The organism is Pseudomonas sp. P7779, from assembly GCF_013386315.1.
Lineage (GTDB): Bacteria > Pseudomonadota > Gammaproteobacteria > Pseudomonadales > Pseudomonadaceae > Aquipseudomonas.
Genome location: NZ_JACARZ010000046.1, coordinates 55345 through 67688, shown reverse-complemented (window position 1 = coordinate 67688; position 12344 = coordinate 55345). Strand labels below are relative to the sequence as shown.

Here is a 12344-nt window from a genome sequence, read left to right as displayed (position 1 = left end):
GTTGTATAACCGGGAGGTGGGTGGGTTGTGTGCGCGGTTGAGTTTTAGCGAGAGGGCTGCTTGAAAAGGCCGTCGTTATAAGCACGGCTTTCATCGCAAGGCTACGGTGCTGTGCTGAATAAATGCGGATGTTCTGCCTGAAATGCTTTGAAAGTCTTGTACTTCCAGCGGTCGCCGCCCGGGTCTTCATCCGATGAACTGACCTCGCCGAAATACCAATGCTCTGACTCGAACTGTTCTCCGTCCTCATCTTCGTGGATGAAGTGAAAACCCACCTCGTGTAGGCCTGGGGGGATGATCAACCCCCATTCGTTTGCAAGGCTTCTGCCCGTTATTCGGGTTTGACGAAAGTAGTCGTAGTCGAAGGGCAGAATAGCGCCGAGGTAGCGGCTTTTATCGATGTAGACGCAGACTTCGCTTGAGAACATGTCGGGCACCAGAATGGCTGCTACGATCCAGCATTCAGGTGTTTCATCGGGCCGGGCTTGAATCAGGTGCGCGGCCGCGTTGATCAATTGCTGAGCGCAGTGTGCCTGGATCGCCGGGGTTGTTTGCTTGCCTTCGACCAAGGTTTCTATGACGGGGATTTTGAAATTTTCAAATCCTCGCCTCACTGGGAAGTCTTCTAAAAACCAGCCTTCGAAACTATCTGCCCATCGGCTTATTGCGCGCAAGCGCCTGGGGATGTTGCGGAGTTTTTTGTCTGAAAGTGCAAGACGACGCATAGGGTATGAATACTCTTGGTTTGCTTCTGTTTGTGAGGCCCGGGCTTATTCTTGATCACCAGGACTTTCTATAATCGAGAGCGAGAAAGTAGTCACTTTCCGACGAAATAATTTTGTGGCTGAAGAGCGGCTGTATAGTTAATAGCCATTCTTCACGCAGCTGGAACATTCCGTTGTTAATGTCGTCTTCAACGGACAGTCTGAGCGAGTCGACAACGGTATAGTCCTCGCCCAAGTCTGCGGAGCGCTCTATTCCTAAACCAAGCTCTGTCGACTTATCGAACCATTCCAGTCTTAATTTCAGTCCCATATGCCCTCACAAAAATTTTTTGATATTTCGTTTTTTCTTAGGCTTTTTCAGCCGTTCACCAGTTATGTGGTTGAACGCCCCCAAGTGACTGCCATCGCTTGCTCTATACGCCTCTAGTTCGCCGTGCTGCGAGTCCCACTCGTAAATTATCCGTCCTTTGTCATCAATCCAGCGCTCTCTAAGCCCTGCCCCACCTTGCTTTGGGGTCTTGGGTTTTGCCTTGCTCAGGTTTAGGAAACCGGTGATTTCGTCTGTGCCGGGAGCGGAATGGTATTTGTGATCGCCCGCCCTAACGCTAACCACCACATACAGCGGCCGAACCCTCGACTCCACCGGAAACACCAGAATAAAATCCCGATACTCCGGCGGATAAATCGGGTTCACCAGAATCTGTTTGGCCGCCTCCGTCGGCGGATAAATCCACATCACCGGCGCTTGCGGTGCAGCCTCCAATGCCGGTATGCCAAGGGTGTCGCCAGGATCAATGGCCGGCGTCCAAATCAGCTCCACACCCTCGCCAAGATCCGCCAAGAACTGACTATCACGACTCTGAAACTGCACCACATCGATCATCTGCCAGTCGGTATTTTTACCGGTGTAAAACCCATACCCCTTGAGCGTCCCGTCGTCGCGTTGCTCGATATGCAAGCGCATCCGCGAGCGGGCTTTTTGCAGGTTACGAAGCTGCTCTTCGCTATAGAGCGCACTGTCGCCAAGCTCCGATGGCCAAGCCAGCGCCACCAGCCCTGCAAGCAAGCTCCCCGCTGCGGCGCCGACCGCCGCAGCCGAGGACTCCAATGCCGCTGTGCGCAATACAAGCTGGCCAAGCCCTACGGGCAGGGCACTACCACTGATTTTCCTGAGGGACACGCCGCCGTGGCTGTCCATCTCCCGCCCGCCTAACAGCGTGAAGTGGCCGTAGTCCTTGATCAGCTCAAGCGGCACATAGCCGGTGGGATTGTTGTAGCTGATGATCCCGTCGGGCAACTGGCACGACTTGGCGAATACGTGGCCTGGAATCCTCGCGGGTTCAGGCGATGGCGGGGGAGGCGCTTCATACAAATCAATGAACGGTGAATTCGAAATCTGCTTAGGCTGCGGAGTCAGGATTCGCCGCTTTAGCTGCTCTTCTTCGGTAATTGGATACGCGCGCTCTGTCATGACGACTCACTTCCCTGTGCAAGGAAGCGAGCCTATGAGAGCGGAGAAGAACCTGAAATTCTCGCTGTTCGATGGGAGGTGTGGGAAATGTCATCAGATCAACAGCGACAATCGCGTCCCACGCTGCAGGCCGCAAAGTACGACGAGTAAGTAGATTCGTCCCCTGTGCTCCTTTACTGACGAACAGCTCACTGACTAGCGGTCGTTTCGTTTATTGCGATTTTCGTTTATTTCGTCTAGCGTTGATCTCACTCAGTTGAGTATTTGCCGGAGCGAAATCATGATTGCCAGCCATCTCCCCAAAACCGTCCTGCCGTTGGAAAAGGAAGTCGAAGCCGCCGTACAAGGCCAGCGAGCGTTGGCGTCTCTACTATCGACCAAGTTTGAGACCCAGCGTATCGACATTTTCGACAAGGAAGACAAGCCTCATACGCTGGTGCTACCTACCTCAGCGCTGCGCCTGCTGGTCGATATTTTGGGTGAGTTGGCCATTGGTAATGCCGTAAAGGTTGTGCCGGTCCACGCTGAACTGACTTCCCAGGAAGCTGCCGACATGCTCAATGTGTCGCGACCGCATTTGGTCAAGATGCTGGAAGAGGGCGCTATTCCATTCACCAAAACCGGACGGCATCGGCGGATACGGTTTTCTGATTTGATGGCGTTCAAGCAGCGGCGTGAGGATGAAAGTCAGGAGGCGATGGATGCGTTGGCGCAGCAGGCGCAGGAGTTGGGAATGGGGTATGAGGGATGAGGTGTTCGCCTTTTACTGCGGTATACGACGCCTGTGTTCTCTACCCTGCGCCACTCAGGGACTTGCTTATGTGGCTTGGCCTTTCGGGGCTTTTTCGAGCGCGATGGACTAATCAGATTCATGAAGAGTGGAAGCGAAATGTGCTCAAGAATCGACCTGACTTAACGGTAGCTCAAATGGATTGCACTTCGGCGCTGATGGACATGGCGATACCGGATGCTCTGGTGACGGGGTACGAGGATCTTTGTTCGAGCCTGGATTTGCCTGATCCTGATGATCGTCATGTGCTCGCGGCGGCGATCAGGAGTAAGGCCGAGGTTATCGTGACCTTCAACTTGAAGGATTTTCCAGCGCGGGTGTTGGACGCGTACGACATTGAAGCGATGCATCCGGATGACTTTGTTTCGGATCTTTGGGATTTGGATCAGGCAGCTGTGTTGGCTGCGGCGCAGAAGCAAAGGCGATCGCTGAAGAGGCCGCCGATGGATGCGGGGAATTACCTGGAGATGTTGATGCGGCAGGGGTTGGTGCAGACGACTAAGTTTCTTGGGCCTTATGAGGTGATGTTGTAGCGATTGTGTCAGATGGGCTGCATCTGCCGGTCAGATGTTTCTTGGCATATCTGGAGTAAATAGATCTGCCCCCCTAAGTTTCTGACCCCTAAGTTTCTAATGTTGAGATTGATTTCACTCGTCACAGGCGAGGTAGAGCGACGCATTTTTTGGAAGAACCTGTGACGTGAGGTTTTCAATGACCTTGATCTGATTTGCTGTAAGCAGATAGTCGTAGACGCCGTCACTCTCTGTCTGCCAACCCATGATGGTGCGCAAATCTTCTGCTTTCACATTGAGGGAAATTTCAGCTGAAATGTTGTCGCTACTTATAGGCACAACGTATATCAAGTGCTTCACGGCTTTACTCTTTTCAAGTCATCTGTGTCTTTAGTTTCTTCACCCGTTATCGGATCGAAATTCGCCGCTTCAGCTGTTCTTCTTCGCTAATTGGATACGCGCGCTCTGTCATGGCTGCTCACTTCCCTGTACAAGGAAGCGAGCCTATGAGAGCGGAGGCGAACCTGAAATTCCCGTTGTTCGATGGTGTGCGTGGGAAAACTCACTTTCTGAATGGGTGCTCACCTCCTAATCAGGTGTAGGAAGCTTCCAGTTCGCGTGCAGGCGTCGAAAAACCGATGTGTCGATATGCTAGGGTCATGCGCCATAACCGATAGGGATAAGGCGAGTGCCTGCCCTCAGTGGAAATTGGACAGGACGCCAGTTGATGATTTATGAAGATGTAGACCCGCAACTACTTGCCTTTTTGCATGACCCTATGGCGAACACGACTGCCCTCCCGCCAGCTGGCAAACGTCTCACCTGGCGCAGTCGAATGCTTTACAAAATACCCGCACTGCGTCGGCTGATTTGTCCCGAACAGGTTCAGGCAATACTCTGGGAGAAACTTAAGGCAAACCTGGAGCAGGCCCGACAATCGCTGCCGCAGTATCTCTTCGAAGACAACACACCGCTCAACCCTAATACGGTGCACCGGTTCACAGATCAACTGGGTAGCTATTTCAGGATTGAGGTGGCGTCTGCAGGTCATGGTGCGTCATCAGCGTCGGGAAGTGATACGTACGCTGATTTTAGTAAAGCCTACACATGGGCGGCGCTTGAATATACGTGCAACAGGATTGCCGAAAACCTGCAGCTGCGAGCCGTACATAACTTATCCATCCTGAAGAATGCTAACTTGTGGTTGTGTTATTACCTCAGTGAAATCTATTTTCTCATGGGGCATGGGCTTCTGACTGCCAGGTTGGTTGGGAGCACTCTTCACATTGTACCTACCGCGAAACTACAGCGACGGATCAAGGGGTATTGGTTGGCGGAGGTTACTGAGGCTAATTCTAAAATCAGTGATACACGCACATTGTATGACATGGCGGAACTGTTGCAGAAATATGGCCGTTTGAATCCGGATTTGCGTGGGCTTCTGGTGGATCAGACTCTCGATAAATGCCTGTCTATACATTCGGAGTACTTGTCCGCCGCCATGACACGGCATCCCAAGTATCATTACTTGCGAGAAATAGTCGATTTTGCCGTTCACCTGGAGCTGCGTGTGATGTCGGGCGAACGTACAACCGATGAAGCTTACCTGAGGACTATTGTCAGTCCTGCCACGGTGGATATGATCAACAGTGCCTTGGCCGGACGCGCACCAACGTTGGACTCCGCCAGCAGTTTCATAGAATACAAGGGCGGCGTTTATGTGCGGGGAGCGCTGAACTTTAAGTATGGGTTGAGAAAATTCGTCAGGTACTTGCTAGGTACCGCAACCATCAATGGGAAAGAGGCGGACTTTGGCCAACTGCTCGGAGCCGGCTTCGAAAAAGATTACGTTTTAAATTACATTAAAAAACTCAACGATCCACGTCTGGAAGTGTTTGGGGAATTCAAGCCGGGCAATAATGCGAAAATCAAGGGGTATGATATTGATTTGGTGGTTCGGGACCTAGAGGATGATATTTATTACTTTATTCAGGTTAAATATCAATTATCGGAAATTCCAACCTATCTTTCGGAGCAGTGCCAGCTATTTCTTAATGCTAATTTTCGTACCGGCTTTGTCAGGCAGTTGGCCGTGCTAAGGGACACTATTTCCGATGAAAGTATTCGCCAGAAACTGAGCCAGCATGGCCTGGCCGGTGCTCACGCAGGTAATAGTCACTTTGTATTGTTGCACAATATCCCCTTCCTGAACTTTTATGAACTGGATGGTATTTTCTTTTATGAGTGGAATCTGCTTCGGAATATTCTACGTGATGGGCGGGTGCAGGTTCGAAAAGATCAACACATTACCGAAGAGCGAGTGTTGAGCAAACCACGGATGCATCGGCCTCAGGAGATGGTAGACGCTTACTTCAACCAGTCGCAGAGCGGAAGGCAGATGACCGAGCACTATGATGTCTATTGCAGGGCTAATACGCGCTTTGTTTTCGATGAGCTGGACGTGATCTGCAAACTGTTATGACGTCCAGTGGTTTGCCCCTGAGCGGGCGTGATTGTTTAGGTCCGATCACGGGCAAGGCTGGCTTCTTCAATGGTTTTTTCAGGTAGTCCTGAGCAGCGCATTGGTTCAAAGCACATGCCGGGAAATCACCCTCGATATCTCAACAATCGACGTCTTCCCCGTGAACTCAAACTTCACTTTCCCCACCGCCGAAAAGTAAATCTCCAACTCCGAATCCAGGTCAAAGGTCCCCGAGGTTTCCACCGAATACGCGACGATATTTTTATACGGCAGGGACGTGAAATCCTTTTTGCTGCCGGTAATTCCCTGCACGTTCACCGCGATGATGCGCTTGGTGGTGAACACCACGCCGTCGCGCATGGCCTTGTAGGAATCGATGACCTGCTCATCATCCAGCAGCAATGACGAAACGCGCTCGGCGTATTCGTTGTTCTGCTTGAGCTTGAAGAAGCCTTTGTTGTTGAAGTCGATCATGTGCCTTTCCTTGGGTGAGTGGTGCAGCAAACGCCGGTACCGGTGTATGACGTTTTGCTCGCGGATCTGTATCTAACGGCGTTCCTTTTATCGCCCTACCATGGCGCCAACAACCCGCCGGCCATTACAAGGTTTTACGTCGTCAAGGAGCCACCCCATGCCCGAACTCTCCAGCCTGCTTGCCTACGGCCTGATCTCGCTCGGCATGGTGCTGACGCCCGGCCCGAACATGATTTACCTCATTTCGCGGTCGATCTGCCAGGGGCGAGTGGCCGGGCTGATTTCCCTGGGCGGCGTTGCGATGGGTTTTGTCGTCTATATGTTCTGCGCGGCATTGGGTATCACCGCGTTGGTGATGGCGGTTCCCTATGCCTACGACGCGCTGCGGCTCGGCGGGGCGCTGTATCTGGTTTACCTGGCCTGGCAGGCGGTGAAGCCGGGTGGCCGGTCGCCCTTCCAGGTGCGGGACTTGCCCAAGGACAGCCCGCGCAAGCTGTTCATGATGGGCTTTGTCACCAACCTGCTGAATCCCAAAGTGGCAGTGATGTATCTGTCGTTGCTGCCCCAGTTTATCGACCCCAACGGGCACGCCAGTGTGCTGTCGCAATCGCTGGTACTGGGCTTTACGCAGATCATGATCAGCGTGAGCGTCAACGGGCTGATCGCTCTGATGGCGGGCTCGATCGCGGGGTTCTTCATCCGCAAACCGGTCTGGCAAACCGTACAGCGCTGGTTGATGGGCTCGGTGCTGATGGGCCTGGCTGTACGCATGGCGGTCGAAGGCAGGCGTTAAAGGATCGCCTTCAGGTAATCCTTGAGTGCGTTGAGCGGGGCATTGAGTTCTTCGAGTGTCGTCGCTTGGCGCGCATCCACCGCAAGCCGTTGCAGCTCGCGGCCCATCACGGTGTGTGCACCGCCCAGGGATTCGAGGGCCAATGCCAGGCACTCGTCGATCTTATGCTGGATGGCATTGATATCGCCCTTGCGCACCAGCAAGCCAAACACCTCCCGCTCATAGCCGTCCATGACCAGGTCGTCCCGCAGAATCGGGCTCGCGCCTTCGGTCTCATGCACCAGCTTGAGCGCAAAAAGCGCTACAGCTTCCAGCGTCTGTTCCATGGCCAAGGTTCCTCTTTTCTCGCGTTCGCCCGCCCATCATCACTTTCCTGCAGGCGAAAAAAAAGACCTTGAATTTCAAGGTCTTTTTTTAAGATGGTGCCCCGAGGGAGACTCGAACTCCCACTCCTTTCGAAAACGGATTTTGAATCCGCCGCGTCTACCAATTCCGCCATCAGGGCTCAATGGCGGCGAAGTATAGAGATGAGATTACCGTTGGTCAATCACGTTTCATGGTCAATTTTCACTATTTCCGCTAGACTTCCCGGCCCTGCTAGACGAACCCCATCATGCGCGTTGCTGACTTTACTTTTGAGCTCCCTGATTCGCTGATCGCTCGCCATCCTTTGGCCGAGCGTCGCGCCAGTCGACTGCTGACCCTGGACGGGGTCAGCGGTGCCCTCGCACACCGTCAATTCACTGATTTGCTTGAGCATTTACGCCCAGGCGACTTGATGGTTTTCAACAATACCCGGGTGATTCCGGCTCGCCTTTTTGGCCAGAAAGCATCCGGCGGCAAGCTGGAAATTCTGGTGGAGCGGGTGCTGGACAGCCATCGCGTGCTGGCCCATGTGCGCTCCAGCAAGTCGCCGAAACCGGGTTCGAAGATCCTTATCGATGGCGGTGGCGAAGCAGAAATGCTGGCCCGTCATGATGCGTTGTTCGAGCTTGGGTTTGCCGAGGAAGTGTTGCCGCTGCTGGAACGCGTCGGCCATATGCCGTTGCCTCCTTATATAGACCGCCCGGATGAAGACTCGGACCGCGAGCGTTATCAGACGGTGTATTCCCAGCGACTGGGCGCGGTGGCTGCACCGACGGCGGGGCTGCATTTCGACCAGCCGCTGCTGGATGCGATTGCCGCCAAAGGCGTTGAAACGGCCTATGTGACCCTGCACGTGGGGGCCGGCACGTTTCAGCCGGTGCGTGTGGATAACATCGAAGACCACCATATGCACAGCGAGTGGCTGGAAGTCAGCCAGGACGTCGTGGATGCGGTGGAAGCGTGCAAGGCGCGCGGCGGGCGGGTGGTGGCGGTCGGTACGACCAGCGTGCGCTCGCTGGAAAGCGCGGCGCGCGATGGCGTGCTCAAGCCGTTCAGTGGCGACACAGACATCTTTATCTACCCGGGCCGGCCGTTTCATGTGGTCGATGCCCTGGTGACCAATTTCCATTTGCCGGAATCCACGCTGTTGATGCTGGTGTCGGCATTTGCCGGTTATCCCGAGACCATGGCCGCTTATCAAGCCGCCATCGATAACGGATACCGTTTTTTCAGCTACGGTGATGCGATGTTTATCACCCGTAATCCGGCGCCGCGCGGCCCAGAGGAACAATCATGAGTCGTATGTCGTTTGAATTGCTGGCCACGGATGGTAAAGCTCGCCGCGGCCGTTTGACTTTCCCTCGCGGTACCGTCGAGACCCCGGCCTTTATGCCGGTCGGTACCTACGGCACGGTAAAAGGCATGCTGCCGCGTGACATCGTCGCCACGGGCGCCGAGATCATCCTCGGCAACACCTTCCACCTGTGGCTGCGCCCGGGCACCGAAGTGATCAAGAAGCATGGCGACCTGCATGACTTCATGAAGTGGCAAGGCCCGATCCTCACTGACTCCGGTGGTTTCCAGGTGTTCAGCCTGGGCGCCATGCGCAAGATCAAGGAGGAGGGCGTGACCTTCGCCTCCCCGGTGGACGGCGCCAAAGTGTTCATGGGCCCGGAAGAGTCGATGCAGGTGCAACGTGACCTGGGCTCCGACATCGTGATGATTTTCGACGAGTGCACGCCGTACCCGGCCGATGAAGACGTCGCGCGGATTTCCATGGAACTGTCGTTGCGTTGGGCCCAGCGCTCGAAAAACGCCCATGGCGATAACACCGCTGCCCTGTTCGGTATCGTGCAGGGCGGCATGCATGAAAGCTTGCGCAAGCGCTCGCTGGACGGCCTGGACAAGATCGGCTTCGACGGCTTGGCCATCGGCGGCCTGTCGGTGGGCGAGCCCAAGCACGAGATGATCAAGGTGCTGGATTACCTGCCGGGCCTGATGCCGGCTGACAAACCTCGTTACCTTATGGGCGTTGGCAAACCGGAGGATCTCGTAGAGGGTGTGCGCCGCGGTGTGGACATGTTCGATTGCGTGATGCCAACCCGTAATGCCCGCAATGGGCATCTGTTCATCGATACAGGCGTGCTGAAGATCCGTAACGCGTTCCATCGCCATGATGAATCGCCGCTGGATCCTACCTGTGACTGCTACACCTGCCAGAACTTCTCGCGCGCTTATCTGCACCATCTGGACAAGTGTGGGGAAATGCTGGGTAGCATGTTGAATACCATCCACAATTTGCGTCACTACCAAGTCCTGATGGCTGGTTTGCGCGAGGCTATTCAACAGGGTACATTGGCCGCCTTCGTCGATGCCTTCTATGCCAAGCGCGGGCTGCCTGTGCCGCCCTTGGACTGAGTTTTCCGACCCTAAGATTCACTATTTGCAACTGGAGTGCTAAATGAGCTTTTTTATCTCTAATGCCATGGCTGATGCCGCTGCACCGGCCGCTGCCGGTCCTATGGGCGGTGGTTTTGAGTGGATTTTCCTGGTCGGCTTCCTGGTCATCTTCTACCTGATGATCTGGCGTCCACAGGCCAAGCGCGCCAAAGAGCAGAAGAACCTGCTGGGCAGCTTGCAGAAAGGCGACGAAGTCGTGACCACTGGCGGCATCGCCGGCAAGATCACTAAAGTGTCCGACGCTTTCGTGGTTCTGGAAGTCTCTGACACCGTAGAAATGAAGTTCCAGAAGGGCGCCATCGCTGCCACGCTGCCAAAAGGCACGCTCAAAGCGATCTAAGTAACAACCTTTACCAATCGACGGGGCGCGCAAGGCGCCCCGCGTTATAAGCGGGCGGCGTGATGCTGAACAAATACCCTCTGTGGAAATACGTACTGATCCTGGCGGTGCTGGCGATCGGTTTTATTTATTCCGCTCCCAATCTCTATCCTGATGACCCGGCTATCCAGATCACTGGCGCCAGCACTGCGCTGCAGGTCAATCAGGCTGATCTGGACCGTGCGAGCAAAGCGCTCACCGACGCGGGTATCCAGGTTAAAGCGGCAAGTTTGGCTGCTGATGCGAAGGGCGGCTTGTTGCGCCTGACCAAGCAAGAAGACCAATTGCCGGCAAAAGACGTTGTGCGCAAGGTCATGGGTGATGACTACGTCGTCGCACTGAACCTGGCACAGACCACGCCAAAATGGCTGCGCGCGATCGGCGCACACCCGATGAAGCTGGGTCTGGACTTGTCCGGTGGTGTGCACTTCCTGCTGGAAGTGGACATGGACAAGGCCCTCGACGCTCGCCTGAAAGTCTACGAAGGCGATGTGAAGAGCCTGCTGCGTAAAGAGCGCCTGCGTTATCGCAGCCTGCCGCAGCTCAACGGTGCCATCCAGCTGGGCTTTGCTGACGAAGCAACCCGCGAACAGGCCCGTGCGCTGATCCGCAAGAACTTCAACGATTTCGACATTGTTCCGGCCGACCTCAATGGTCAGGCGGTACTGCGTCTGGCGATGACCCCGGCCAAGCTGGCGGAAATCCGTGAATACTCGATCAAGCAGAACTTGACCACGGTACGTAACCGCGTCAACGAACTGGGTGTGGCCGAGCCGATCGTTCAGCGCCAGGGTGCCAACCGCATCGTGGTTGAACTGCCGGGCGTGCAGGACACCGCTGAAGCCAAGCGTATCCTGGGTAAAACAGCCAACCTGGAATTCCGCCTGGCGGCTGAGCCGGGTGCTACCCGTGCTACTGCAGAAGAGTTCGAGTTCCGTGAAGGCAATCGTCCACCTGCACTGATCGAGCGTGGCTTGATCATTACGGGTGACCAGGTGACCGACGCCAAGGCTGGTTTCGGCGAGCACGGTACGCCTGAAGTGAACATCCGCCTGGATGGCCACGGCGGCGAACTGATGAGCCGCGCAACCCGCAGCAACGTCGGTCGCAGCATGGCGGTGATCTTCATCGAGCAGCGTCCTGTCACCACCTACACCAAGCAAGTGGTCGACGGCGTCGAGAAAGACGTACCGGTACAGACCTTTAAAGAAGAGAAGAAGATCATCAGCCTGGCGACCATCCAGTCGCCGCTGGGTGCTCAATTCCGCATCACCGGCCTGAACGGCCAGGGTGAGTCATCCGAACTGGCGCTGCTGCTGCGTGCCGGTGGCCTGGCCGCCCCGATGTACTTCGCTGAAGAACGTACCATCGGCCCGAGCCTGGGTGCTGATAACATCACCAAGGGTATCGACGCTGCACTGTGGGGCATGCTGTTCGTCTCCCTGTTCATCATCGCCATCTATCGCTTCTTCGGCGTCATCGCCACCGTCGCGCTGGCGGGCAACATGGTGATGCTGCTGGCCCTGATGTCGCTGCTGGGTGCAACGCTGACCCTGCCAGGTATCGCCGGTATCGTACTCACCATGGGTATGGCGGTTGACGCCAACGTACTGATCTTCTCGCGGATTCGTGAAGAGATTGCTGCGGGCATGACCGTGCAACGGGCAATCAACGAAGGCTTCGGCCGGGCATTTACTGCAATTCTCGACTCCAACCTGACCACCCTGTTGGTCGGCGGGATTCTCTTTGCCATGGGCACCGGCCCGGTCAAAGGTTTTGCGGTGACCATGTCCCTCGGTATCTTTACCTCGATGTTCACGGCCATCATGGTGACCCGCGCAATGGTCAACCTGATCTTTGGCGGACGTGACTTCAAGAAGTTGTGGATTTAA

14 protein-coding genes and 1 tRNA gene are annotated in these 12344 nt (G+C 55.2%); 8 read left to right on the top strand and 7 right to left on the bottom strand.

The features are described 5' to 3' along the window. Positions 1–101: 101 nt before the first annotated feature. The 3 genes from HX869_RS15205 to HX869_RS15195 are packed head-to-tail and all read right to left on the bottom strand — an operon-like array spanning position 102 to position 2196. Positions 102–725, bottom strand: coding sequence for a DUF3916 domain-containing protein (locus HX869_RS15205; protein WP_177020400.1), 624 nt, complete (start codon positions 723–725; stop codon positions 102–104). A gap of 55 nt (positions 726–780) precedes the next feature. Continuing rightward, positions 781–1035 (bottom strand): colicin E3-like toxin immunity protein, encoded by a 255-nt coding sequence (locus HX869_RS15200; protein WP_102368185.1) that lies wholly within the window; start codon positions 1033–1035, stop codon positions 781–783. 6 nt (positions 1036–1041) lie between these two features. Next, complete coding sequence (locus HX869_RS15195; protein WP_178903280.1) at positions 1042–2196, bottom strand: colicin E3/pyocin S6 family cytotoxin; 1155 nt, start codon at positions 2194–2196, stop codon at positions 1042–1044. A gap of 280 nt (positions 2197–2476) precedes the next feature. Here HX869_RS15195 and HX869_RS15190 point away from each other — a divergent pair, with 280 nt between their 5' ends. Together HX869_RS15190 and HX869_RS15185 are read left to right on the top strand one after the other, a co-directional pair. Beyond that, positions 2477–2947, top strand: a complete 471-nt coding sequence (locus HX869_RS15190; protein ID WP_177021397.1) for a helix-turn-helix domain-containing protein — start codon at positions 2477–2479, stop codon at positions 2945–2947. Beyond that, positions 2944–3519 carry a PIN domain-containing protein gene (locus HX869_RS15185; RefSeq protein WP_178903279.1) on the top strand — a complete coding sequence of 192 codons (576 nt, stop codon included), beginning with the start codon at positions 2944–2946 and terminating at the stop codon, positions 3517–3519. Before HX869_RS15190 ends, HX869_RS15185 begins: the two co-directional genes overlap by 4 nt. Positions 3520–3633: 114 nt before the next feature. On the opposite strand, the gene HX869_RS15180 is transcribed toward HX869_RS15185, so the two are convergent. After that, positions 3634–3858 carry a hypothetical protein gene (locus HX869_RS15180; RefSeq protein ID WP_177020404.1) on the bottom strand — a complete coding sequence of 75 codons (225 nt, stop codon included), beginning with the start codon at positions 3856–3858 and terminating at the stop codon, positions 3634–3636. Between the two features lie 367 nt (positions 3859–4225). On the opposite strand from HX869_RS15180, the gene HX869_RS15175 reads away from it, so the two are divergent. Further along, positions 4226–5980 carry a hypothetical protein gene (locus HX869_RS15175; RefSeq protein ID WP_178903278.1) on the top strand — a complete coding sequence of 585 codons (1755 nt, stop codon included), beginning with the start codon at positions 4226–4228 and terminating at the stop codon, positions 5978–5980. Between the two features lie 105 nt (positions 5981–6085). Here HX869_RS15175 and HX869_RS15170 read toward each other — a convergent pair whose 3' ends face one another. Continuing rightward, positions 6086–6454, bottom strand: coding sequence for a PH domain-containing protein (locus tag HX869_RS15170; protein ID WP_003210321.1), 369 nt, complete (start codon positions 6452–6454; stop codon positions 6086–6088). A gap of 157 nt (positions 6455–6611) precedes the next feature. Between HX869_RS15170 and HX869_RS15165 the strand changes: the two genes are divergently transcribed. After that, complete coding sequence (locus tag HX869_RS15165) at positions 6612–7247, top strand: LysE family translocator (RefSeq protein ID WP_003210319.1); 636 nt, start codon at positions 6612–6614, stop codon at positions 7245–7247. On the opposite strand, the gene HX869_RS15160 is transcribed toward HX869_RS15165, so the two are convergent. After that, entirely contained in the window at positions 7244–7573 is a 330-nt protein-coding gene (locus tag HX869_RS15160; protein WP_003210318.1) for a hypothetical protein, read from the bottom strand. The two genes, HX869_RS15165 and HX869_RS15160, sit on opposite strands and share 4 nt — an antisense overlap. Before the next feature lie 94 nt (positions 7574–7667). Further along, positions 7668–7752, bottom strand: a tRNA-Leu gene (locus tag HX869_RS15155). A 108-nt stretch (positions 7753–7860) separates the two neighbouring features. On the opposite strand from HX869_RS15155, the gene queA reads away from it, so the two are divergent. The 4 genes from queA to secD all read left to right on the top strand — a co-directional run bounded on the left by queA (position 7861) and on the right by secD (position 12344). Further along, a complete protein-coding gene (gene queA / locus HX869_RS15150; protein WP_008438293.1) occupies positions 7861–8910 on the top strand; it encodes a tRNA preQ1(34) S-adenosylmethionine ribosyltransferase-isomerase QueA in 1050 nt (349 codons plus the stop codon). A gap of 5 nt (positions 8911–8915) precedes the next feature. Further along, positions 8916–10031 (top strand): tRNA guanosine(34) transglycosylase Tgt, encoded by a 1116-nt coding sequence (gene tgt, locus HX869_RS15145; RefSeq protein ID WP_166742186.1) that lies wholly within the window; start codon positions 8916–8918, stop codon positions 10029–10031. Between the two features lie 43 nt (positions 10032–10074). Beyond that, complete coding sequence (yajC, locus tag HX869_RS15140) at positions 10075–10413, top strand: preprotein translocase subunit YajC (protein ID WP_003175975.1); 339 nt, start codon at positions 10075–10077, stop codon at positions 10411–10413. A gap of 62 nt (positions 10414–10475) precedes the next feature. Next, on the top strand, positions 10476–12344 hold the full coding sequence (gene secD, locus HX869_RS15135; RefSeq protein ID WP_003210312.1) for a protein translocase subunit SecD: 1869 nt from the start codon (positions 10476–10478) through the stop codon (positions 12342–12344).

Coding starts and splice junctions, on each gene's coding strand:
- HX869_RS15205 (WP_177020400.1), bottom strand. CDS start 725: ATGCGTCGTCTTGCACTTTCAGACAAAAAACTCCGCAACATCCCCAGG.
- HX869_RS15200 (WP_102368185.1), bottom strand. CDS start 1,035: ATGGGACTGAAATTAAGACTGGAATGGTTCGATAAGTCGACAGAGCTT.
- HX869_RS15195 (WP_178903280.1), bottom strand. CDS start 2,196: ATGACAGAGCGCGCGTATCCAATTACCGAAGAAGAGCAGCTAAAGCGG.
- HX869_RS15190 (WP_177021397.1), top strand. CDS start 2,477: ATGATTGCCAGCCATCTCCCCAAAACCGTCCTGCCGTTGGAAAAGGAA.
- HX869_RS15185 (WP_178903279.1), top strand. CDS start 2,944: ATGAGGTGTTCGCCTTTTACTGCGGTATACGACGCCTGTGTTCTCTAC.
- HX869_RS15175 (WP_178903278.1), top strand. CDS start 4,226: ATGATTTATGAAGATGTAGACCCGCAACTACTTGCCTTTTTGCATGAC.
- HX869_RS15170 (WP_003210321.1), bottom strand. CDS start 6,454: ATGATCGACTTCAACAACAAAGGCTTCTTCAAGCTCAAGCAGAACAAC.
- HX869_RS15165 (WP_003210319.1), top strand. CDS start 6,612: ATGCCCGAACTCTCCAGCCTGCTTGCCTACGGCCTGATCTCGCTCGGC.
- HX869_RS15160 (WP_003210318.1), bottom strand. CDS start 7,573: ATGGAACAGACGCTGGAAGCTGTAGCGCTTTTTGCGCTCAAGCTGGTG.
- queA (WP_008438293.1), top strand. CDS start 7,861: ATGCGCGTTGCTGACTTTACTTTTGAGCTCCCTGATTCGCTGATCGCT.
- tgt (WP_166742186.1), top strand. CDS start 8,916: ATGTCGTTTGAATTGCTGGCCACGGATGGTAAAGCTCGCCGCGGCCGT.
- yajC (WP_003175975.1), top strand. CDS start 10,075: ATGAGCTTTTTTATCTCTAATGCCATGGCTGATGCCGCTGCACCGGCC.
- secD (WP_003210312.1), top strand. CDS start 10,476: ATGCTGAACAAATACCCTCTGTGGAAATACGTACTGATCCTGGCGGTG.